The following is a 21,931-nucleotide window of genomic DNA, read 5'->3' as shown; positions in this document are numbered from 1 at the left end:
CCGAGCGCACAGCATGGCTACAATTCGCTCCTTTAAAACAGGAGCAGCTAGCATGGCACCGGTATTAATCTTAATGGGGTCGAAATCAGATTGGCCCGTAATGAAGAACGCAGCAAAAATGTTGGAAGACTTAGGCGTTGCTTGGCAAGCGCAAGTGGTCTCTGCCCACCGTACTCCCGATTTACTGCAAACCACGATGCAGCAAGCTGAACAAGATGGGGTGCCCGTGGTGATTGCTGGCGCCGGCGGCGCTGCGCATCTGCCAGGAATGTTAGCCGCATTCACTGCTATTCCGGTCTTTGGTGTGCCAGTTCCGAGCAAACAACTTAAGGGTTTAGACAGCTTGCTATCTATTGTGCAAATGCCAAAAGGTGTAGCCGTAGGTACTCTTGCGATTGGTGACGCCGGTGCCGCAAACGCTGGTTTGTTGGCGGCTCAGGTTATCGGTTCGTTTGATCCCACCGTACGCGCTAAGGTTCAGGCTTTTAGAGCCCACCAGCGTGAGCAAGTATTACAAGGGTCTAAGCTGGAGTTAGATGCATGAAAATTCTGTTTATCGGTGACGGCCAGCTAGGTCAGATGCTTGGCGCAAGCGGGATTAGCCATGGCCATGAGTGTCTACTTTTTAGTACCCGTAGTAACACCGTTAAACCTTTGAGTGCACAACTAGACTTGAGCATGAGCTTAGCCGAAGCTATTGCTTGGGCGGACGTGGTTAGCTGGGAACACGAGGATATTCCGGCGGATATCATCGCTGCAGCGCATGATAAATTTTTGATGGACCCCGCGCGCATTAAGAGCCTTACCGATCGCCGCGCCGAGAAGAAATTATTTGATGATTGCCAAGTGCCAACCTCTCCGTGGCAAACTTACCACAACGCCGATGAGCTAACCAAGATCCTCCAGCAGGCGGAACAGCCGTTGGTTCTTAAAGCAGCTCGTGGCGGCTATGACGGTAAAGGGCAGTGGCGTTTTGGGGTGGCTGATGAGGTAGCAGAAGTAGCTGCTGCTGCCGGCCAAGCGCCCGGTATCGCTGAACAAATGATAGCGTTTGAGCGCGAAGTATCGCTGGTAGGAGCGCGCAGTAAGGATGGTAGTATTTGTTGCTATCCACTGATTACCAATGTTCATGAGCGCGGTATTTTAAGTTATAGCTTAGGTGCGATAGACCCTGTGTCAGATGCATTGCAGCAGCAAGCTGAGGCATGCTTTAAACGTCTTACAGATGCGTTAAATTATGTCGGTGTGCTTGCGATTGAATTTTTTGTGGTGGAAGAACAGCAACAAACTAAGTTGTTGGTAAACGAGATTGCCCCGCGCGTACACAATTCGGGTCATTGGACCATGACCGGCGCCAATAGTAGCCAATTTGACCTGCATATTCGGGCGCTAACTGGCATGCCATTGCCGTTATTAAGATTAACGCCCACGCTGATGTTAAACGTGATTGGTGCCGAACAAATTCCAGCTGGATTGTGGCACCATGCCGATACCGATTGTCATTGGTACAACAAAGAAGCTCGCCCGGGCCGTAAGGTTGGTCATGTCAATATTCGTACAGCCAATCGTGATACGGCCCAGCAATGGGTGAGCCAATGGGCGCATAAGTTGCAGGTCTTGGCTGATTAAGCCAAGACCTGCTGCAGCCATTTGCTAATGGCGGCTATCTGTTCTGGACACACCTGGTGTTGCATCTGAAACGTCTGATATTGCACTTGATAGTTATGCTCAGCCAGCCATTGCTGGGCATGTCTACCAAGAGCTTCAGCGACGACCGGATCTTGGCTGCCATGTTGCACTAAAATGGGCAGATCAGCATTAGCGCTGTGTGGTTGAATGCTTTGATGTGTCGCTAAGTAACTTGATAGCACCAGCAACCCGGCGAGGCGCTTGGGATAACTGAGAGCTGCTTCGTAAACTACCGCACCGCCTTGAGAGAAGCCTGCAAGAACAATGTGATCAGGTTTAATTCCGCGTTCTAGCTCACGTTCAATCAGTGCCTGTACCTGCGCTGCGGATTCACGCAATTGCTGTTCATCGACCTCACGCTCAATACTCATACTCAGAATATCGTACCAAGCGGGCATACGCATGCCGCCATTAATGGTTACTGGCAGGTGCGGAGCATGGGGGAAGATAAAGCGCGCATGCACCCCCGCAGGTAACTGCAGGTGAGGCACCAAGGGCACAAAATCATGACCGTCGGCACCAAGGCCATGTAACCAAATGATGGCATGAGTTGCGGGCTGCTGAGGTTCAATTTGCTCGCAAGCTAAATACGACATATGAGTTATTCTCCAGATTTGTTGTTGCTGCGGTTTTTACCTAAACCGCCGCTGATAGTTAATTGCATGGCGTCAGCTGCCGACATGTCCAAGGGGGTCACGGCGCTACGCGGTACCATGATCATGTACCCGCCCACGTTGTAGCTCATGGGGAGAAACACTGCAATGTGGTCATCATCTAAAGTCTCTGACAGGCGGTCGCCTTTAATTCCACTCTTTTTGGTGACGATGCCAATCAAACGAATATCGCCGCCCGGCAAATGCACCAGCACCACCGACTCGTCGGAGAAACTTTTGCCCGACATCAGATCAAAAACATCATTGATGGTGCCATAAATACTGCGAAGTAATGGCATCCGCTCCATAATATTTCCTGGCAACTGCCAGAGCTTATTCAGTGCTGTCCATTGCGAGCTAAAGCCGACCGCTGCGGCCAACACCAAAAAGCTGACAAAAGCCAGCCCGGGCAAATAATACTTATCCCCAAGCAAGGCTTTCCAGATCGGGCTTAACCAGGTTTCGATGGTCACCAATAACCAATGAGCTAAAGCGATTGTTACCACCAGCGGCAACAAAATAGCCAAGCCTTTGAGTAAATACTGTATGGCGGTTTTCATTGTGATAATCTCTAGCGACATGTTTCTATAGCTTAACGTCTTTTGAGGGCGATTATGAAGTTATTTGGCAGTTATACCTCACCCTATGTACGGCATTGCCGCATTGTGTTGGCATTACAGCAGCAACCGTACCAATTTATTATGACCGATCAACAAGCAAGTGGTCAGCATTCACCTACGTATCGGGTGCCCTTTTTACAACATAATGAGCAGACCTTTTACGACTCTGCCTCTATTGTTCGTTACCTACGTGAGCAGGCTGGACAAGCTTTTTGCCAAGATGCAGCGGACTATGACCTGTTTTGCATGGTGAACACCGCATTAGACACTACCATTAATCTCTTTTTGCTTGAACGAGATGGCTTAACAGCTGAGCATAGTGCCTACTTGCAGCGTCAGCAGCAGCGTATTGAGGCCATTTTAGCGTTGTTGAATCAACGCACGTGGAGCCTACCAGAACAGCCAGAGCAATTATCAGATGGGTTGTTACGGTTGGCTTGCTATTTGAGCTGGGCCCAATTTCGGCAGCAAATAGATATTTTGCATTATCCGAATTTACAACAATTTCTATTGGCACTAAATGGTCAGCCTTGGTTTGCTAACACACACCCAGCGCTGAGCTAATAATAACAATCGAAGGGAGTTATTGATCTATGAAATATATCGCCGCGGTGGCTAGCTTGGCACTCTTAAGTGCTTGCTCGCCGCAACCAGAAGAGACCTCAACGGAGGCTTCCATGCAGACATCCGTACCGTCGTCTATCACTTATCCAACTACGGTTCGAGGCAACGTCACTGATACCTATTTTGGTACGAGCGTAGCTGACCCATACCGTTGGTTAGAAGACGATCGTAGCGCAGAAACTGAAGCTTGGGTGAAAGCTCAAAACGAAGTAACGTTCGCTTACCTAAATGAAATCCCATTACGAGCGAAGATCAAAGACCGCTTAACTGAGCTGTGGAACTATGAAAAAGTAGGCTCACCTTTTAAAGAGGGTAACTACACCTATTTCTACAAAAACGATGGATTACAAAACCAATACGTGGTTTACCGTACCGATGCAGAAGGGAACACGGAAGTCTTTCTTGATCCCAATACCTTCAGTGAAGATGGCACCACCAGCTTGGCTAGCTTGAGCTTCTCAAAAGATGGTTCGATTGCTGCTTATGCGATCTCTGAGGGCGGCAGTGACTGGCGTAAAATCATTGTGATTGATGTCGAAACCAAAGAACAGCTTGAACCTGTGCTGGTCGACGTGAAGTTCAGCGGTATTTCTTGGTATGGCAACGAAGGCTTCTATTACTCGAGTTACGATAAGCCGGAAGGGTCTGAATTATCAGCGAAAACCGACCAGCATAAACTGTATTATCATAAACTAGGTACTGCACAAGCTGACGATGCCGTGATTTTTGGCGGTACTGAAGCTGAAAAACACCGTTATGTGGGTGGCTATGTCACGGAAGATGACAACTATTTGCTGATTAGTGCATCGGTATCTACATCTGGTAACAAGTTGTTTATTAAAGATTTAACCAAACCAGAGAGCGAGTTAGTGACGATCGTGGGTGACACGGATAGCGATACTGGTTTATTAGATAACGTAGGTAGCAAGCTGTATCTGGTTACTAATCGCAATGCGCCCAATCAAAAAATCGTGACGGTTGACGCCAGTGCGCCGCAACCAGCTAACTGGCAAGATTTTATTGCCGAAACTGATTATGTGTTAAGTGCCTCAACGGGTGCTGGTTACATCTTTGCTGAATACATGGTGGACGCGATTGCCCAAGTACAGCAATACGATTACGACGGTAATAAAGTACGTGAAGTTGCGTTACCAGGGGTAGGGAGTGTCGGTGGCTTCTCTGGTAAGCGTGATGAAGAAACGTTGTACTATTCATTCACCAACTACAGCACACCAAGCACCATCTATGCTTACGAGCCGGATGCAGGTGAATCTGAGGTGTATGAACAGCCACAAACCGCGTTTAATAGCGATGATTATGAATCAAAACAGGTTTTTTACACCTCAAAAGATGGTACCAAGGTACCTATGATCATCACTCATAAAAAGGGCTTAGAGCTCGATGGCAGCAACCCGACCATTCTCTATGGTTACGGTGGCTTCAACGTCAGTCTCACGCCTTCATTTAGTATGGCGAATGCCATGTGGTTAGAGCTTGGTGGTGTGTATGCCGTAGCTAACTTACGTGGTGGCGGTGAGTACGGTAAAGCATGGCATGATGCCGGTACCCAGTTACAAAAGCAGAATGTGTTTGATGACTTTATTGCTGCGGCCGAGTATTTAATTGCTGAAGACTTTACCTCAAGTGAGCGCTTGGCGATTCGTGGTGGCTCTAATGGTGGCTTGTTAGTAGGTGCGGTGATGACTCAGCGCCCAGAACTTATGCAAGTTGCTTTACCAGCCGTTGGGGTACTAGATATGCTGCGCTATCATACCTTTACCGCTGGCGCTGGTTGGGCTTATGACTACGGCACTGCAGAAGACAGCAAAGAGATGTTTGAGTATCTTTATGGCTATTCGCCAGTGCATAACGTCAAGTCTGGTGTGGAATATCCAGCCACCTTGGTCACTACGGGCGACCACGATGACCGCGTCGTACCTGCGCACTCCTTTAAGTTTGCCGCAGAGCTTCAAGCTAAAGCCGGTGGTAGCAATCCTCAGCTCATTCGGATTGAGACCAATGCCGGTCATGGTGCTGGTACTCCGGTATCAAAAACCATTGAGCAATATGCTGATATTTACGGCTTTACCCTGTGGAACATGGGGATTAAAGAGTAATCCATAAGTGCATGAAAAAAGCCCTTGTTGGTTTATCCAGCAAGGGCTTTTTAGTACGTGTAATAACTGGTTTGGGTGCTAATCAATACTAGGCTTTATAGCTAGGAACTTTAGGGCCATGTACCACTTCAACACTCAACATGCCTTGGTCGATTGCCGCTGGCAGGTCGGTTTCTAAGAGCGGCTGTGCCTCAGCAAAAGGTACATTTAACGCCATCACACCCCAAGCTTGATTCCGGCCGTGCACTTTACCGGCGTAGAGCACCATATCGGCAAGTTGTAAGGTGTCTTCCCAGTCCATTTGTTTCTCGTTTAAATCCGCAAATGGATAACAGATAAAGCCAGCTGTCGCGGTAACATGCAGCTCTTTATCACCAGACTGGATCGGCTTTTCGCTAATGGCTGCCAGTAATCTTGCGGTGAGGGCTGGTAAGCGCTTCTGCTCGGTGCTGCTAAGATAAATTAAGAACTCTTCACCACCCCAACGTACCACCAGATCGGAATCTCGCGAAACCTCTAATAAGCGCTTTGAAACCTCAAGTAACACATCGTCACCCACGGCATGGCCAAGATTGTCGTTGATGCGTTTAAAGTGATCGATATCGAGCAAAATCATCGCATCACCGTGCGCATCATGCTGGTCGTTTAACTTATTTTGTAAGGCTCGGCGGTTTAACAGCCCGGTAAGAGGATCACGAATAGATTGTTCAGCTAGTTTTACGTTCGCCACTTTAAGTTCTTGGTTAGAGCGACGCGCTGAGCGGTACAACATAAAGACTAAGACTGCGCCAAACAGTGCCACCACTACGAGAAGTAGAAGAATCGTACGTTTTTGCTCTTGGTTCTGAATGAGCTGCTGGTTCAACTCGTTTTTTTGCTCTAGTAGCAAAATTTGCTGAGCTTTATCTTTGCTATCGTACAAATTCTGTAACTCGGCAACGCTTTTCTGTTGCTCCGCTTTATAAATTTGGTCGCGTAGCTCTCGTTGCTCGAGCAGGATAGCAGCCTTTTCTTGATAGTTGCCGGCAATTCCAAGGGCTTCAGCATACTCACCAAGTAAGACTTCAGTGTCTACGGGCGCCCATTCAGCTCGTGCTAGTTGGACAATCTCAAGCATCTTACTCAGACCGTTAGCATAGTCGCCTTCGTAAACTTCAATAAAACCTAAGTTAAAACGAATGATGGTTTCGTTAAACTCATCGTTATTTAAGTTAGCGATAGCATAGGCTTCGTCGAAAGCTTGGCGCGCTCCGGCAAAGTCACGCACCTTCATATCGATATCACCAATATTATTAAGCACCGTTAAATAAGTGCTCTGATAATCGGTGTCGTCAGCTATAAGTTTTTTTACTTGGGCGTAATGAGCTAAGGCTGCATCATAATTTTCGCGGGCTGTTTCGATGACGCCACGCTGGAAGGTGACTTCTACCAAATAGGCTTTTGCATTAGGAAGCTCTGCCGTACGAACCTCAAGGTCATCCAATTGCTCTAGCGCAAGGTCATAGCTCTTCTGCTGATTATAAATGTTGGCGATGCGCAACTTGAGACTAGCTTGGCGCAATATAGTGCGCTCAGTATTGGTGCCGCTAATGGCATCTAGGGCATAGATAAGATGCTCGAGCGCTGCTGCGAATTGGCTACGAGCTGAATACACATAAGCAGCAAGATTATGCACAAAATACTTAACTCGAGGCATGGTTGCTTGTTCAACTGGCACTAACGCGTCATTAAGAATCGCTAACGCCTCAGAAACTTTATTATCTAACAGTAAAATATAGATTTCGGTGCCACCAGTTTCAGCTAAGGCATCGGGTAGGCCGCTGCGCTGCGCAAGTGCTTTCATTTGTTGTAAATAGTCTTGCGCCTGCTCGGGCCGTTTATTGTAATGATGATTAGAGGCGATGTAACCAAGCAGTCGAATGCGAGTCATGACCGGCGTTTGCTCGCTGGTGCTCTCATGCAGCTCAAGTAAACGAACCAGCGAGGCCTCATAATCAGACTCATTTAAGAGACCTTCGAGCTCTTCTTCTATTGCAGCATCCGTCGGCGGAAGCATGTCTGCATAACTCATATTGGCAAAGGTCAATGCCACCAATAAAAGCATGCTCAAAGTAGCCGCATGAATGTACCGAACCATGAATTCTCCCGCTGTTCTTCTTGGGTTATTAAGAGCACCTTATCGCACTGGTTGGGCCAGTGACAGACAAATGCGTTGAATAACCGCTATGACCGCTTATATGCTGTAGTGTTAATTGTTTGTAATCAAGCCGTTTGTTATACCACAAAGATACAAATGGTTACATATCGAAACAATGAAAATTTGCCTGTCAGCCAATTCAAGTTATAGTGCTGCAGTGAAAATATATCTTTACAGTTTCGTGTTTACCTTGAAGGAATCACACATGGCTTTAAGAAATAAATTTATAATCAGTGGCTTAGCGTTATCAACACTGATGATTTTTGGTTGCAGCAATGATGCGGCGACAGAATTAAAAGCGACACCGCCTGTCGCTGAGAAGATCCCGTACTTGGTTAAATCACCTCATGGCGACCGTAATGATCCATATTATTGGTTGCGTGATGATGAGCGCAAGGCGCCGGCTATGATCGCTCATTTAGAGGCAGAAAATGCTTATTACGATGCTTATCGCAGTAGCTATGCTGATTTAACCGCCACGGTTGAACAAGAAATCATCGGTCGTATCAAACAAGACGATAGCTCATTGCCTTATGTGAAAGGCGACTATGAATATTCAACGGTATACGAAGCAGGTAAAGAGTATCCTATTTACCAGCGTCGCGATTTGCGTGTTGCTGATGCTGAGCCTGAAGTGATGCTGGATGTGAACGAGTTAGCCCAAGGGCAAGCGTTCATGCAAGTAAGCAATATGCAGGTGAGCCCAAATCAGCAATTGTTAGCCTACATGGTGGATCCAACCGGTCGTCGTCAATACGAGCTACGTATTCGTGATTTAACCACCGGTGAAGACCTCCCTGACCGGCTACAAGGCTTATCTTCCGCTATAGCTTGGGCTAAAGACAACGAAACCTTGTTTGTGATTGAAAACGATCCGCAGACGTTACTATCAACTCGGGTATTGAAGCACAAATTAGGTCAACCTGCGGCACAAGCAGAATTGGTTTATGAAGAAACCGATAACACCTTCTACATGTACGTTAGTAATACCAAAGATGGTGAGTACATTACCATCAGCCTGTCCCAGACGGTATCGAGTGAGTTGCATATCTTAGATGCGGACACACCTAATGCTGAATTTACTTTGTTTGCACCACGTGAGCGCCATCTGAAATACAGTGCTGACCATATTGATGGGCGCTGGATCATTCGCACCGATATGGATGCTCCGAATTACCAAATGATGCAAGTGAGTCATGCTGACATTGGTGATAAAGCTAACTGGCAACCATTGATTGCGCCAAGTGATGACGTCTTTATCCAAGATTATGAGGTGTTTACCGATTATCTGGCGCTTAACGAGCGCAGTAACGGTTTGCGTCGAATTCGCATTGTGCCTTGGCAAGACCCAGCCGCCGCGCAAGTAGTAGCAGCTGATGAGCAAGCCTACGTGATGTCGTTTGAGCGTAATGTCGAGCAAGCTACCGATACCCTGCGTTACACCTACAGCTCGTTGACCACGCCAGCGACTATTTACGCATATGATATGAGTAGTGGTGAACAACAACAGCTCAAGCAAACGGAAGTACCTAACTACAACGCGAGTTTGTATAGCACTGAGCGCACTTGGGCTAAAGCTGATGATGGCACCATGGTGCCAGTCACCTTGTTGTACAAAAAAGGCTTTAGCAAAGATGGTACCGCGCCGCTCTATCAGTATGCCTACGGCTCTTATGGTTCTAGCTCAGATCCGTATTTTCGCTCGACGGTGTTTAGCTTAGTAGATCGCGGTTTTGTTTATGCAATAGCCCATATTCGTGGTGGCCAAGAAATGGGGCGGCAGTGGTATGAAGACGGTAAACTTCTTAATAAGATCAATACATTTACTGACTTTATTGATGTTACCGAGCACCTCGTGGCGGCGGGCTATGCGCATCCAGATAAAGTGTTTGCGATGGGCGGTAGCGCTGGTGGCTTGTTGATGGGTGCTGTAGCCAACATGGCTCCACAACATTACCGCGGGCTGATGGCACACGTACCTTTTGTGGACGTGGTCACCACCATGCTGGATGAAACCATTCCGTTAACCACCAACGAGTTTGATGAGTGGGGTAATCCTAAGCAAAAAGCTTACTACGATTATATGTTGTCGTATTCTCCATACGATCAAGTGAGTGCCCAGGACTACCCAGCGATCTTGGTTACAACCGGTTTACACGACTCGCAGGTGCAATATTTTGAGCCAGCTAAATGGGTCGCTAAATTACGGGAACACAAAACCGATGCTAACCCGCTGATGTTCAAAACCAACATGACTGCTGGACATGGCGGTAGTTCAGGTCGGTTTGCGCGAATGAAAGAAATTGCGGAAGAGTATGCTTTTATCTTGAATTTGCTTGAAGCCAAGTAGACTCGATTTAAACCTGCGATAACTTCAATAAGAAAAAGCCAGTAAGTACTAACTTACTGGCTTTTTTATTTTCTATGCTAAGGGGGTTAGCAGTTATCTTAAAACTCTGCGTTGTGATAAATGTTCTGCACATCATCACAGTCATTCAGCATGTCTAAAAACTTTTCCATCAACGCAATATCGTCGTCACTGCTAAGCGTAGTGCTTACTTGCGGCAGATACTGAATTTCGTCAACTTCAAAGTCCAGATCAGGAAACGCATCCAATAAGGCTTGCTTAGCTTTGTACGACTCTGTATGAGGCGCAAATACGGTGATAAAACCGCCTTCAGCCTCAACATCAGTCACATCGACATCAGCCATCATTAAGGCTTCAAGTACGGCATCTTCATCTTCGCCAGCAAAGCGTAAAATAGCGCAATGGTCAAACATGTGCGCCACACTGCCCGGAGCCCCTAACTTACATTTAGTTTTGGTAAAGCAGTTACGCACTTCACCGATGGTACGGTTAGGGTTATCCGTTAAACACTCCACCATCACCATGCAGTTGCCAGGGCCAAAACCTTCATAAATGGCTGGCGCATAGTCTTCGCCCGCACCACCTTTTGCTTTATCAATGGCCTTTTCAATAACGTGGGCTGGCACTTGGTCTTTCTTGGCGCTGTCAATTAAGCTGCGCAACTGCAAGTTACCGCTTGGATCAATCCCACCTTGCTTTGCTACAACGTAAATTTGGCGGCCATATTTACTGTAAACTTTGCTTTTTGCCGCAGCAGTCTTGGCCATCGACTCTTTGCGGTTTTGATAGGCACGACCCATAATTGCTCTCGCTATTGTTTTTTTAGAAAGGCGCAATTTTAAACTGAGTTACAGGTGATAATCCAGTTTAAACCACCAGATTCGTCCGGGTTCGTTAACTTGAGTTATCTGCTCAAAGCCTGCAACCATGGCTCCAGCACTGCTTAGATGTTCCGCATAAGCTTTATCCAACAGGTTATCAATGCCAAAACTTAGCTTCAATTGCTTATTTACCGACCAATGGGCGTTGATGGCTAAGGTGCCAAAACCGGCAGTTGCTTTGAAGTCGTTGCCAACAATATTACCTTGCCCAATGGCGACGCGATGTTGATTATCAACCACCCGCCATAAGCCGGCAAAGGTCCAATCTTGCAACTGATATTCGGCTCCAAACTTAAGCTCTAACGGTGGCTGTTGGGCTAACGCAAGATGGTCGGTTAAGTTACTACCATGAGTGTAGGCCACCGAAGCATCAAGTAATAGGTTATCAGACCAACGATAGTTGGCTAGCAGCTCACCACCAAAACTCTCTGCTTTGATGGAGCGGGCTAAATCAGCTGCCATGTGTTGGCCATTTTCAATCAGAATGTAGTTATCAACACGGCTATAGAACAACGAGGCCATGAATTCAAGGTTGTGCTGACGCAGATGGTAGCCAACATCCAATTGATGGTTAACTTCAGTGTCTAAGAAAAACGAGGACAAAGAAGCTTCACTACGGGTTTTGTTGCCAATGATCTCCCAGAAATCAGGGAAACGTTCGGCTCTGCCAACTCCGACAAACCATTGATGGTCGCCAACTTTAGTTTCTGCACGCATAAACGCACTCACTAAATCAGCATCGCGCTCGGCATTGGCAGTAGGGTTCACAACTGGGCTCATCATAGTGCCTAGTTGCTGACGTTGGTCAAGGGCTTGCCATTGATCAAAGCGTACTCCCGATAACAGCAAGGTGCGGTCTGTCAGGGCATAGCTAGCTTCCGCAAAAAACCCTGTTTGCTCAAAAATGGCATCTGCAATTCTTGGTTTTTCTTCATAGGGCATCAGCGGTTGGTTCATGCTAACGCGCTCGCGGTGCTCATGATATTGATGGTCTAACCCGACCTTTAACGCAGACCAAAACTCGCTATCGATGGTGGCAACTAAACGGCCACCGCGAGTGTATCGGTCGGGGTTACGCGCCGCTGGGTTCGGCATCATGGCAGTTGGCCGAAAGTCTCGTAAACTGTAGTTATCCATCACGTGGTCGACATAGCCGTAATAGACTTGTGCATCAAACTCAGCTAACCAATCGGTGAGATACGCTTGGCGCCAACGCAAGCTGGCACTGTCGCGGTCAAAAACTGAACCATCCATCGCCCGGTCAGCATAGGCAGCTTCTGCACCACTATTGCCCAAGGTTACCATCAGTAGCGTATCGGCAGACGGGGTCCAGCCCAACTGTAAATCGGTACCCCAGCGCTCGTAGGCACTATTCACAGCCACCCCATTACCATCCTCATAAGCATCAGCCTCACTGTGGGTGGCGCTTAAACGCATAAAGCCGAGCTCGTTGCCGATACCGTAGTCGGCATTAAATTCACGGCGACCGTAAGCGGCGCCAATCAAGCTTACTTGGCCGGGGCTTTGGGTTGCATCAAACTGATAATTTTCGCGTTCGAACAACACGGTGGCAGAGGCGGGTCCATACAGCAGGCTCTGAGGGCCTTTGATGATTCGAATGCGGTCAAAATTCTGTGGGTTAATGTAGGCAGTAGGAGGGTCCATCCGACCACTACAACCACCCAAGATCATTTGGTCATCACCAGCGATGGTTAGTCTGGAGCCAGCCGCACCGCGGAACACGGGGTCACCACTGGTGCCACCTTTACGAATAATTGAAAAGCCCGGAATCGACTTCAAATAATCAGCACCATCATGTGCCGGTATCGGTTGCTGTGGCGCTTTAGTATCTTTTGCTAATTCAATACTGTTGAGCGGCTTTACCCCAGTAATAATAATACGCTCTAGGTCTTTGTCGGTTTCGTCCTGAGTTGGCTCATTGGCTATAGCTGCAGTTGCTAAAGTGGCCATAAATAATGCGAGAGCTGATTTTGCGAACATGGTAAATACCTCACCCAACAATGGTCTGTGTCATAGTGTGCGCTATTATCAACCTATTGAAAATTATACCGATGTGGCAAAGTGTCGCAGCTGGATTTATTGCCATTTGCATGCATACTTAAGAGGTATCTAAAAAGAGGTGGGTGATAGTGACGAAACGAGATAGCATCGTAGCCTTATTGCTACTCCTTATTACATTAACGGCAAGTGTAGTGATTTGGCAGCATGGTGCTGCGGCTAACCCCTATGCGGTGCTAGCCTTGGTGCCAATGGCCGCAGCTATGCTACTACTGCCGTTCCGGCTGGCCTGGCTGGTGATGGGATTAGGCATCGCAGGGCAGCTGTGGCAGCTGCAAGCCGAGCTACCCACTCATCATCAGATGGATACCCATTATCGGGCAATGGTTTATGGCCAAGTTTTTGCTGCGCTGCTGCTGGGAGTGACGTTACATTGGCTGCGAGTGCGTATTGTGCGCCAACAACAAGCGATTCGCTCATTGCAACAACGCCAACATCGTGATGAACAGTTGGTATCGATAGGTACGGCCGCAGCTCAGTTTAGTCATGAGGTAGCCAGCCCTATTCAAACCATCCAGTTCTTATTAGAAGACGCTCGCCAGCAATATCCCAACGATGCAGATTTGCAATTAGCGGAACAACAAGTCAAACGTATTCATAATTTACTGTTAGATTGGCGCCAAGTTGCTGAAGATGTTCGTACCCATCGGCTGATGCCGTTTGAGGTGCATCAGTTACTGCAGCAACTCCAAGATGCTTTGCTTATCGCACGACCTGATATTCACGCTAATTGGCACGATCAAGTACAACAGCCCGTTGCTGTGCGTGCTGATCGAACCTTATTACCCGCCTTATTGAGTTTATTGCACAACGCAGCCGATGCCGCGCAAGCAACGCAACAGCAACTCGAGCCCGAGCCGTTAGCGCATCCGCTAGCGATTGAGGTGCTAGCAGCCTTAGATGGTAACGATTGGGTATTAACTATCAGCAACACCGGCAGCGCTGATGAATTACCACCGGCCCCTCAGTTAGGCCAGCAGCTGTTACCCAGCAGCCGCGGTGCAGGCGCAGGCACCTTGCTTAGTTATTCCACCATTGAAAGGTTTCAAGGCCGAGTCAGCTGGCGCCGCGAACTCATTAGTAGTGCAGAGAACCTGATTCAAGTGGTGGCTGAAATACGTTTACCGACGGAGCCTTACAGTGACTGAACGACTCTTGATTATTGATGATGATATTACGTTATTACAAACCCTGGCTGCGCGTATGCAGCGCTATGGCTACGAGGTGATGACGGCGGCCAGCGAAGATGAATTGAAGCAGATCACAGTGTCGCCAATTGCCAACATCCTATTGGACCTAAAATTTGGCCATGCCAATGGCCTAGAACTGATAAAACCATTGCAGCAACGATTTAAACCTAAGCACCTAGTAGTGTTGACAGGCTATGCCAGTATTGCAACCTCGGTTGCTGCTATCAAAGCTGGCGCTACAGACTATTTAGCAAAACCGATTCAAACCCAGACGTTGTTGCAAAGTTTAGAACATGCAGAGAGCTCGCATGTGGATGAACTGCCAGAGCTGGCTGAACATCACCTCAGCCCCGCCCAGTTAGAGTGGGAGCACATTCAACGCACCCTGCAAGAATACGACGGTAATATTTCCGCAACGGCCAGAGCTTTAGGGATGCACCGGCGTACGCTACAACGCAAATTAGGTAAGTATTCACCCCTTAAGGAGTAACAGTATGAAAGCCATTAAAATAATCGCTGCTAGTGTGTTAGCAGCCTTGTCGTTAACGAGTTTTGCGCAAACCAGTAGCGCAGATGAGCAACAGCGCTTAGAGCAATCGCGTGCCATGAGTAAGGCACTCGGAAGCCAACTAAGTGCTACGCTCATGAAGGCCATGCAAGAACAAGGCCCGGTGCATGGTATCCAAGTATGCAATGAACAAGCACCAGCCATCGCTGCAGCCGTTAATGCTGCGAATCAAGGCGATACAAAGGCGGTAGTTTCGCGTACCGCTTTGAGGGTACGCAATACCAACAATGCCCCCACCGCCGAACAGCGCGCTGTGCTAGAGTACTTTCAAGCGCGGATGAACCAAGGCGAAACAGCACCAGAACTGATGTTTTCATCAAGTGACGGCAACCAGTACTATATGAAAGCGATTGTAATGCAACCGCAATGTGCTGCTTGTCATGGGGGCTCAATTAAGCCAGAAATTGCGCAAGCAGTACAAGCGAAGTATCCCGCAGATCAAGCTACCGGCTTTGCCGTAGGTGATTTGCGCGGCGCCTTTTTAGTACAGTGGCTTGACGCAAAAAATTGATCCTGATCAACATCTGCGCACCAATAACCTTATAAAATTTAGGGTATATCAACCAAGGAGTGCAGTATGAAAAAATCAGCAATCGCAGCCAGTGTCGTTTTAGGCCTTTTAGCAACTCCAGCAATGGCAGAATTCAACGCTGACAATTTCAGCGTTAATGTTGGTGCGATCAGTGTTATGCCTGACGATAGCAGCAGCTCATTAAATGTTGTCGAAAGCTTAGCAGGCTTGCCCGCAGGCACGACCGGGGTAAACGTCAATACCAATACTCAGCTAGGTTTAACTTTTGACTATAAGTTAAACACCAACTGGACCTTAGAATTAGTTGCGGCAACACCATTTAGCCATGATGTGTATGCAACCGGAGCTTTAGCTGGTTTAAAAGTAGGTAAAGTAAAGCACTTGCCACCTACATTGTTAGCTCAATATCATTTTGATCTTGCAAATGATGCGATTGACCCGTTCGTTGGTTTTGGCGTGAACTACACTACTTTCTTTGATGAGCAAGCATCATCTGAGTTGGTAGGTGCGTTAACTGGTCTAGGTGCAGTCACCGCGTCAGATAGCGTTACTCTAGCTCTTAAAGACAGCTGGGGCTATGCCTTGCAAGCGGGTGTTAACGTTGCAATTAGTGACAATTGGGGCTTACACTTCATGGTCAGTAAAATGGATATTGACACCGATGCCGATGTTCGTATTAACAACGCAACCGCGCAGCGTGTTAACGTAGATATCGACCCGTATGTAGCGATGGCTGGTATTCGCTATCGTTTCTAAGCGATGGAAACTTATCGATACAAAGGCGGCTTCGGTCGCCTTTTTTTATGGTTGCAGTTGGTGAAAAATCATGTATTTTAGAATAAACCGAAATACGAATGAGTTCGTATTATAGTTAACAAGGCCATTTTAGCTGAATACGACAGGAGCCCTACGATGAGCACTAGAATTCATGTTGAACCTTTTTTAGACGACGATAGCGAAACTTTTAGCTACGTTATCCACCGCACCGATGAAAAAGCTGCAGCGGTTATCGACCCTGTACTTGATTTTGATTATAAATCTGGCCGCACTAAAACCAATGGCGCGCAGCGCATGGTTGATTACATTAAGCAAAACGCCTTGTCGGTAGAGTGGATCTTAGAAACCCATGCGCACGCCGACCATTTGTCAGCAGCCCCGTTTATCAAGCAAAACGTAGGTGGCAAGATAGGTATCGGTGAGCATATCAAACAAGTGCAAACGATTTTTAAAGAGATCTTTAATCTTGAAAAAGAGTTTTTACCCAACGGTGCCCAGTTTGATCATTTATTTACCGATGGCGAGCAGTTTCAAGTAGGTAGCATGCAACTGCGGGTTATGCACACTCCAGGACACACTCCAGCAGACCTAGCATACATTGTCGATGAGCAAATGGCCTTTGTTGGCGATACCCTGTTTATGCCAGATGTGGGTACAGCTCGTTGTGATTTCCCAGGTGGTAGCGCCACGACTTTGTATCGCTCCATCAAAAAGCTACTAGCGTTGCCAGAAACGACGGATATTTATATTTGTCATGATTACCCACCAGCAGGGCGTGGCCACGAGTATCGCACCACAGTGGCTGATCAGCGCAAACATAGTAAACACGTGCATGATGGCGTGAGCGAAGCAGAGTTTGTGAAAATGCGTGAAGAACGCGATGCAACGTTAGAGATGCCACGGTTGATTTTACCTTCTATTCAGGTGAATATTCGCGCCGGTAAAATGCCCCCAGCTGATGACAATGGCAAAGTGTACTTAAAACTACCCATTGACCAGTTGTAACAAGAGTAGGGGCATCCTAGTTTATTAACGGAGAACATTCATGGCCAAGAAGTTACCAGCTAAGTATGAAACCAAAGTCATGCCGCTGATATTGTCCATTTTAATGACCTTTATTGTGTCCTTGGTAAGCACTATTCGAGCGGTAGGGATGCCTGATAATTTTATGCAGTTATGGTCACAGGCTTGGCTTATTTCTTGGTTGGTGGCGTTTCCGATATTATTAATTTTATTGCCGATTGTAAAACGCTTGACCAAGTTGATCGTTGAATAATGCAAGTTGCCATTTTTTGGTTACTGTTATTGAGCTGTTTAACCCCATGGATGAGTGCACCCGTTGCGCTAGTTATGGGGTTTGTTGCAACTGCACTGGGATTACACCCAGGCCCTGTAGCAATAACCAGCTGGGTTAAGCAATTACTCGGGATAGCCATTGTCGCTATGGGGTTTGGCGTGCAGTTACAAGCGGCCGTTAGCTTAACGGGGAGCTATTTGGGGCTGATTGTTGCCTCAATTGTATTGACGTTAGTCGCAGCTTGGTTGCTTGGTAGGGCCTTTCGAGTTCACCCCACCACCAGTTATTTAATTGGCTCTGGTACAGCTATTTGTGGCGGTAGTGCAATTGCCGCTATTGGGCCTGCCATTCATGCTAAAGCCGACCAACTGGCGTTAGCTATGGCCACAGTTTTTACGCTGAATGCGGTGGCCTTGGTGGTGTTTCCGCTTATCGGCCATGCCCTTAATTTAGACCAGCATACCTTTGGCGTTTGGGCTGCCATTGCTATTCATGATACTTCGTCGGTAGTAGGGGCTGCGCAGGCCTATGGCAATGAGGCTCTGCAGGTCGCCACCACCCTTAAGTTAGCACGAGCTCTGTGGATTGTGCCGCTAGCGCTGTTATCAGCATGGTGGTATCAGCGGATGCAGCCGAACGCCGGGCGGGTTAAGGTAAGTTTGCTATGGTTTATTGTAGGCTATGTGCTGGCCATGTTAGTGCATTATGTTTGGCCGCAATTTACTCCTGCTTATGACCTCCTCTTTCATGGCGGTAAACAACTTCTCGTGGTTTGTTTGTTCTTGATTGGAGCTAGCATGAGTTGGGCTAAGCTCAAAGCCGCTGGCGGAGCAGCCCTGTTATTAGCCGTGTTGCTGTGGTTGTTGATTGGCGCTGGTTCTTTAGCCTGGTTGTTACTAGCGAGTTAATAGAAGCCAACTTCATTTACCTTAAGTTAATTCTCCATGGGGTTAACGCGATGTTGGCCTATGATTATCGCGTTTTAATGAAACTTCCTTTGTAATTTGGCGCGAAACCACGTAGATTACGCGCCTAATTTTTGTTCGGGTGTACTATCGTGATCTCTGCTGCAAACATCACCATGCAATTTGGTGCAAAACCTCTTTTTGAAAACATTTCTGTTAAGTTCGGTGAAGGTAATCGCTACGGCTTGATTGGCGCTAACGGCTGCGGTAAATCTACCTTTATGCGCATTCTTAGTGGTGAGCAAGAGCCGTCTGCGGGCAACGTGTCCATAGAACCGAACTTACGCGTAGGTAAGTTACGCCAAGATCAGTTTGCCTACGAGCAATACACGGTTATTGATACGGTGATAATGGGTCATGCCGAGCTTTGGCAAATCAAGGCTGAACGCGACCGTATTTATAGCTTACCGGAAATGAGCGAAGATGATGGCATGCGGGTAGCCGACTTAGAAACCGAGTTCGCCGAGCTTGATGGCTATACCGCTGAATCAAGAGCAGGTGAGTTGTTGCTAGGAGTAGGGATACCACTTGAAGCGCATTATGGCTTAATGAGTGACATAGCTCCGGGCCTAAAGCTGCGGGTGTTATTGGCGCAGGTGCTGTTTTCTGACCCTGATATTATGTTGTTAGACGAACCGACCAACAACTTAGACATTAACACCATTCGCTGGCTAGAAACGGTACTGAATGACCGCCAAGCTACCATGATCATCATCTCGCACGACCGTCATTTTTTGAATAGTGTTTGTACTCATATGGCGGACATTGATTACGGCGAATTGCGTGTGTATCCAGGTAATTACGACCAGTATATGTTTGCGGCCACCCAAGCGCGTGAGCAGCTGCTGAACGAAAATGCTAAAAAGAAAGAGAAGATCGCAGAACTACAACAGTTTGTGAGTCGTTTTTCAGCAAATGCTTCTAAGGCAAAACAAGCAACCTCTCGAGCTAAACAAATTGAGAAGATTCAGTTAGCAGAAGTGAAAGCTTCAAGCCGAATCAGTCCGTATATTAGGTTCGAGCAAGAGAAGAAGCTGTACCGATTAGCCCTTGAAATAGAAGGCTTAAGTAAGTCCTTTGACGAGTTGCAGGTGCTTAAAAATCTCACCGCCATGATCGAAGTGGGTGAGAAGGTCGCAATTCTGGGTGCAAACGGTATCGGTAAAACGACGTTATTGAAGTGCTTAGTGGGGCAACATACGCCCGATAGCGGCATCATCAAATGGTCTGAAAATGTCAATATTGGTTACTATGCCCAAGACCATGCCGATTGGTTTAAAGATAAAGTTACCGTGTTTGAATGGATGAGCCAATGGATGCAGCCGCACCATGATGAGCAAGCTGTACGCAGTGTGTTGGGGCGGATGCTGTTCTCTCAGGATGATATTAAAAAGCCGGTGACCATTTTATCGGGTGGTGAAAAGGGGCGTATGATCTTCGGTAAATTGATGATGCAGCGGCCTAATATTTTGATCATGGATGAACCTACCAACCACTTAGATATGGAGTCTATCGAGGCATTAAACTTGGCCTTAGAACATTACGATGGTACGTTGATTTTTGTTAGCCATGACCGCGAATTCGTGTCATCGTTAGCATCTCGCATTATTGAATTAACCGACCAAGGCATGCGTGATTTCTCTGGTACTTACGATGATTACCTCCGCCAACAAATGCAGCAGGGCTAAGCCTCAGCTACCACAACTATTAGCAGTGTACAGCACGGACCTAGCTGCCGTGCTGTGCGCTGACCAACAGCTACATGGGCTATCTGTTCATGAACTGCAGCAAGCCGCTCAATACGCCGCACCACAACGTCAGCAGCAATTTCTGGCAGGCCGGGCATTAATTCGTGCTGCGGTAACACAGCTCAAGCCTCAAGTGTCTAATCAGGATATTGTGATTGTACGTGCTAGTAATGGCGCGCCGGAACTCATGGTGCAAGGCCAGCGTTGGCACTGCTCCATTAGTCACACTGAGGGTGCGGCCTTGGTTGGCGTCAGTGCTAGCCATGCCATGGGGGTGGATATTGAACGCAGCCGAGCGCCTAAACAGCTACCGTTATTATTGAAACGTTTTGCGGATGGCTTTTTGGCCGGGTTATCAGCTACCGTCAGTACCTCTGAATTTAGTCGGCGTTGGACCTTAGCTGAAGCCGTGACTAAATATCAGCAAGGGTTACTCATGCGCACCTTGCAGCAGCCTTTTGACGTTTATCAAGCAGCTGCTACTTGGCACCAGGTAGCAGTTTTTCAGTTGGCTATTTATCATCCTGACTTACCCGCTGAAAAACTGCGACTGGTAGATTTCAACCAGCTTACTGAGTAGCCTTGGGTTGCTCTAATTTTTGGTAATACTCAGCATATTTGGGATGGTAAGGCCCAGGTGGTAATCCCGTTTCTACGCCATAAAAGACTTGGCCGTTGGCAGTTCGGGTTAATGGCAGGTAATTAGGAGCAGCTCGTTCGATAGCCGCAGTGATAGCCATCGCCACTAAATCCGCCAAGGGATTACCGGAGCTATTTTGTTGCTGCGGTGCATAAACCAACTCTTTGCGTGCTTGCCATAATAACTGCCCTTGAGCATTGACCAAACGATACTCAAAGTCGATTTTTGTATGTGTCGCAAGCACCATGTATTGGGCTGTCCATTCGTGAATGGTGACATACAAAATCGCATCAGCGCCAAACAATCCGGCTAGATTATCAGCTGGCGCAGCATGTACTTCAGCCGCTTCGTAATAGCCTTCCGCTTCAAGTAACATTTTTACGGTATTGACCGGATAAGTGTAATAGCCTTTCTCGGCGAGCATAAAGGGTAAGGTTGCTAACGCCGAGGTTGGTGCCTGCACATCAATGGTGTTGTTATTTACTGGCACCACTAAAATCGATTGCAGTTTAGCCTGATGCAATGGCTCGAGATGCGTGGTATCTGGAGCACTCGCACAAGCCCCCAACACAAGAACAGTAACAAGCATGCTAACACGTTGGAGTAATGTCATGATTATTGTCCTTGTTGAGTTTGCAGGTTACGAATCAGGGCGGCCATAAACAGCTGACTCTCAGGCCACGTGTCATGTTCTAGTTGATAAAACTTAATCGCCTCAGCTCGTTTACCTTGCTCCAGTAAAAAGGTACCAGCTTCAGCAAACAGACCCGGAGCAACGGGCTTAGGCTTTTGCTGGGCAGTTTCAATAAATTCTAAGTAATCAATCAGAATCTCTTCTTTAACTTCAGGTTCATGATAATAAACAAAAAGCGCTTCTTCGTAATTGCCCCATTGGTAAAGATTATTATTGGTGACACAGGCGGATGTCAGCAGGCTGCCTAAAACAACCCAAAGCAGTTTTAATTTCATGGATGCCAGTTCTCGTT

Annotated in this window: 21 protein-coding genes; 14 read left to right on the top strand and 7 right to left on the bottom strand. The window is 47.4% G+C overall.

All coding sequences use genetic code 11. The annotated features are described in order from the left end of the window. Window positions 1–52 precede the first annotated feature (52 nt). Both purE and KGF88_RS11225 read left to right on the top strand, forming a co-directional pair. The gene (gene purE / locus KGF88_RS11230; RefSeq protein ID WP_110075676.1) at window positions 53–544 is read left to right on the top strand and encodes a 5-(carboxyamino)imidazole ribonucleotide mutase; all 492 of its coding nucleotides are present in this window, start codon (window positions 53–55) and stop codon (window positions 542–544) included. Further along, window positions 541–1,629 carry a 5-(carboxyamino)imidazole ribonucleotide synthase gene (locus KGF88_RS11225; RefSeq protein ID WP_110075675.1) on the top strand — a complete coding sequence of 363 codons (1,089 nt, stop codon included), beginning with the start codon at window positions 541–543 and terminating at the stop codon, window positions 1,627–1,629. The genes purE and KGF88_RS11225 overlap by 4 nt, the downstream gene beginning before the upstream one ends. On the opposite strand, the gene KGF88_RS11220 is transcribed toward KGF88_RS11225, so the two are convergent. Both KGF88_RS11220 and KGF88_RS11215 read right to left on the bottom strand, forming a co-directional pair. Then, window positions 1,626–2,285 (bottom strand): alpha/beta hydrolase, encoded by a 660-nt coding sequence (locus tag KGF88_RS11220; RefSeq protein WP_153826569.1) that lies wholly within the window; start codon window positions 2,283–2,285, stop codon window positions 1,626–1,628. The two genes, KGF88_RS11225 and KGF88_RS11220, sit on opposite strands and share 4 nt — an antisense overlap. A 5-nt stretch (window positions 2,286–2,290) precedes the next feature. After that, entirely contained in the window at window positions 2,291–2,902 is a 612-nt protein-coding gene (locus KGF88_RS11215) for a DUF502 domain-containing protein (protein WP_110075790.1), read from the bottom strand. 54 nt (window positions 2,903–2,956) lie between these two features. On the opposite strand from KGF88_RS11215, the gene KGF88_RS11210 reads away from it, so the two are divergent. Next, the gene (locus KGF88_RS11210; RefSeq protein WP_110075673.1) at window positions 2,957–3,526 is read left to right on the top strand and encodes a glutathione S-transferase family protein; all 570 of its coding nucleotides are present in this window, start codon (window positions 2,957–2,959) and stop codon (window positions 3,524–3,526) included. A gap of 29 nt (window positions 3,527–3,555) precedes the next feature. Next, window positions 3,556–5,703, top strand: coding sequence for a prolyl oligopeptidase family serine peptidase (locus KGF88_RS11205; RefSeq protein ID WP_153826570.1), 2,148 nt, complete (start codon window positions 3,556–3,558; stop codon window positions 5,701–5,703). Between the two features lie 88 nt (window positions 5,704–5,791). On the opposite strand, the gene KGF88_RS11200 is transcribed toward KGF88_RS11205, so the two are convergent. Further along, window positions 5,792–7,840, bottom strand: a complete 2,049-nt coding sequence (locus KGF88_RS11200) for a GGDEF domain-containing protein (protein ID WP_153826571.1) — start codon at window positions 7,838–7,840, stop codon at window positions 5,792–5,794. A gap of 316 nt (window positions 7,841–8,156) precedes the next feature. Between KGF88_RS11200 and KGF88_RS11195 the strand changes: the two genes are divergently transcribed. Continuing rightward, a complete protein-coding gene (locus tag KGF88_RS11195; protein ID WP_153826611.1) occupies window positions 8,157–10,250 on the top strand; it encodes a S9 family peptidase in 2,094 nt (697 codons plus the stop codon). A gap of 98 nt (window positions 10,251–10,348) precedes the next feature. On the opposite strand, the gene KGF88_RS11190 is transcribed toward KGF88_RS11195, so the two are convergent. Beyond that, window positions 10,349–11,068 (bottom strand): YebC/PmpR family DNA-binding transcriptional regulator, encoded by a 720-nt coding sequence (locus tag KGF88_RS11190; RefSeq protein WP_153826572.1) that lies wholly within the window; start codon window positions 11,066–11,068, stop codon window positions 10,349–10,351. A 48-nt stretch (window positions 11,069–11,116) separates the two neighbouring features. Continuing rightward, window positions 11,117–13,150, bottom strand: coding sequence for a TonB-dependent copper receptor (locus tag KGF88_RS11185; RefSeq protein WP_153826573.1), 2,034 nt, complete (start codon window positions 13,148–13,150; stop codon window positions 11,117–11,119). A gap of 149 nt (window positions 13,151–13,299) precedes the next feature. Here KGF88_RS11185 and KGF88_RS11180 point away from each other — a divergent pair, with 149 nt between their 5' ends. From KGF88_RS11180 to KGF88_RS11140, 9 genes are all read left to right on the top strand, one after another. Next, window positions 13,300–14,376, top strand: a complete 1,077-nt coding sequence (locus KGF88_RS11180) for a HAMP domain-containing histidine kinase (RefSeq protein ID WP_110075668.1) — start codon at window positions 13,300–13,302, stop codon at window positions 14,374–14,376. Next, window positions 14,369–14,908, top strand: a complete 540-nt coding sequence (locus KGF88_RS11175; RefSeq protein ID WP_257119934.1) for a response regulator transcription factor — start codon at window positions 14,369–14,371, stop codon at window positions 14,906–14,908. Before KGF88_RS11180 ends, KGF88_RS11175 begins: the two co-directional genes overlap by 8 nt. Before the next feature lie 4 nt (window positions 14,909–14,912). Further along, window positions 14,913–15,497, top strand: a complete 585-nt coding sequence (locus KGF88_RS11170; protein ID WP_110075667.1) for a Tll0287-like domain-containing protein — start codon at window positions 14,913–14,915, stop codon at window positions 15,495–15,497. Window positions 15,498–15,563: 66 nt separating this feature from the next. Continuing rightward, entirely contained in the window at window positions 15,564–16,274 is a 711-nt protein-coding gene (locus KGF88_RS11165) for an OmpW/AlkL family protein (RefSeq protein ID WP_110075666.1), read from the top strand. Window positions 16,275–16,430: 156 nt separating this feature from the next. Further along, a complete protein-coding gene (locus tag KGF88_RS11160) occupies window positions 16,431–17,300 on the top strand; it encodes an MBL fold metallo-hydrolase (RefSeq protein ID WP_110075665.1) in 870 nt (289 codons plus the stop codon). A gap of 40 nt (window positions 17,301–17,340) precedes the next feature. Continuing rightward, window positions 17,341–17,571 (top strand): DUF2798 domain-containing protein, encoded by a 231-nt coding sequence (locus KGF88_RS11155; protein ID WP_153826574.1) that lies wholly within the window; start codon window positions 17,341–17,343, stop codon window positions 17,569–17,571. Beyond that, window positions 17,571–18,500 carry a YeiH family protein gene (locus KGF88_RS11150; protein WP_153826575.1) on the top strand — a complete coding sequence of 310 codons (930 nt, stop codon included), beginning with the start codon at window positions 17,571–17,573 and terminating at the stop codon, window positions 18,498–18,500. The genes KGF88_RS11155 and KGF88_RS11150 overlap by 1 nt, the downstream gene beginning before the upstream one ends. 149 nt (window positions 18,501–18,649) lie before the next feature. After that, window positions 18,650–20,245 (top strand): ABC-F family ATPase, encoded by a 1,596-nt coding sequence (locus KGF88_RS11145; protein ID WP_110075662.1) that lies wholly within the window; start codon window positions 18,650–18,652, stop codon window positions 20,243–20,245. Continuing rightward, entirely contained in the window at window positions 20,211–20,885 is a 675-nt protein-coding gene (locus KGF88_RS11140; RefSeq protein WP_153826576.1) for a 4'-phosphopantetheinyl transferase family protein, read from the top strand. Before KGF88_RS11145 ends, KGF88_RS11140 begins: the two co-directional genes overlap by 35 nt. Here KGF88_RS11140 and KGF88_RS11135 read toward each other — a convergent pair. Together KGF88_RS11135 and KGF88_RS11130 are read right to left on the bottom strand one after the other, a co-directional pair. Continuing rightward, window positions 20,875–21,558 (bottom strand): DUF799 domain-containing protein, encoded by a 684-nt coding sequence (locus tag KGF88_RS11135; RefSeq protein ID WP_153826577.1) that lies wholly within the window; start codon window positions 21,556–21,558, stop codon window positions 20,875–20,877. The two genes, KGF88_RS11140 and KGF88_RS11135, sit on opposite strands and share 11 nt — an antisense overlap. 2 nt (window positions 21,559–21,560) lie before the next feature. Next, complete coding sequence (locus tag KGF88_RS11130) at window positions 21,561–21,914, bottom strand: DUF4810 domain-containing protein (RefSeq protein ID WP_153826578.1); 354 nt, start codon at window positions 21,912–21,914, stop codon at window positions 21,561–21,563. Between the last annotated feature and the right edge of the window lie 17 nt (window positions 21,915–21,931).

Source organism: Idiomarina loihiensis (assembly GCF_024584785.1).
Lineage (GTDB): Bacteria > Pseudomonadota > Gammaproteobacteria > Enterobacterales > Alteromonadaceae > Pseudidiomarina > Pseudidiomarina fusca.
The sequence above is the reverse complement of the archived record's forward strand: the minus strand, read 5'-3'. Positions and strand labels throughout refer to the sequence as shown.

Bases quoted from the DNA above. Each gene is read 5' to 3' on its own strand.
- KGF88_RS11200 (WP_153826571.1), bottom strand. From the start codon at position 7,840: ATGGTTCGGTACATTCATGCGGCTACTTTGAGCATGCTTTTATTGGTG.
- KGF88_RS11215 (WP_110075790.1), bottom strand. From the start codon at position 2,902: ATGAAAACCGCCATACAGTATTTACTCAAAGGCTTGGCTATTTTGTTG.
- KGF88_RS11155 (WP_153826574.1), top strand. From the start codon at position 17,341: ATGGCCAAGAAGTTACCAGCTAAGTATGAAACCAAAGTCATGCCGCTG.
- KGF88_RS11170 (WP_110075667.1), top strand. From the start codon at position 14,913: ATGAAAGCCATTAAAATAATCGCTGCTAGTGTGTTAGCAGCCTTGTCG.
- KGF88_RS11150 (WP_153826575.1), top strand. From the start codon at position 17,571: ATGCAAGTTGCCATTTTTTGGTTACTGTTATTGAGCTGTTTAACCCCA.
- KGF88_RS11165 (WP_110075666.1), top strand. From the start codon at position 15,564: ATGAAAAAATCAGCAATCGCAGCCAGTGTCGTTTTAGGCCTTTTAGCA.
- KGF88_RS11185 (WP_153826573.1), bottom strand. From the start codon at position 13,150: ATGTTCGCAAAATCAGCTCTCGCATTATTTATGGCCACTTTAGCAACT.
- KGF88_RS11190 (WP_153826572.1), bottom strand. From the start codon at position 11,068: ATGGGTCGTGCCTATCAAAACCGCAAAGAGTCGATGGCCAAGACTGCT.
- KGF88_RS11205 (WP_153826570.1), top strand. From the start codon at position 3,556: ATGAAATATATCGCCGCGGTGGCTAGCTTGGCACTCTTAAGTGCTTGC.
- KGF88_RS11195 (WP_153826611.1), top strand. From the start codon at position 8,157: ATGATTTTTGGTTGCAGCAATGATGCGGCGACAGAATTAAAAGCGACA.
- KGF88_RS11225 (WP_110075675.1), top strand. From the start codon at position 541: ATGAAAATTCTGTTTATCGGTGACGGCCAGCTAGGTCAGATGCTTGGC.
- KGF88_RS11220 (WP_153826569.1), bottom strand. From the start codon at position 2,285: ATGTCGTATTTAGCTTGCGAGCAAATTGAACCTCAGCAGCCCGCAACT.
- KGF88_RS11210 (WP_110075673.1), top strand. From the start codon at position 2,957: ATGAAGTTATTTGGCAGTTATACCTCACCCTATGTACGGCATTGCCGC.
- KGF88_RS11130 (WP_153826578.1), bottom strand. From the start codon at position 21,914: ATGAAATTAAAACTGCTTTGGGTTGTTTTAGGCAGCCTGCTGACATCC.
- KGF88_RS11135 (WP_153826577.1), bottom strand. From the start codon at position 21,558: ATGACATTACTCCAACGTGTTAGCATGCTTGTTACTGTTCTTGTGTTG.
- KGF88_RS11140 (WP_153826576.1), top strand. From the start codon at position 20,211: ATGATTACCTCCGCCAACAAATGCAGCAGGGCTAAGCCTCAGCTACCA.
- purE (WP_110075676.1), top strand. From the start codon at position 53: ATGGCACCGGTATTAATCTTAATGGGGTCGAAATCAGATTGGCCCGTA.
- KGF88_RS11160 (WP_110075665.1), top strand. From the start codon at position 16,431: ATGAGCACTAGAATTCATGTTGAACCTTTTTTAGACGACGATAGCGAA.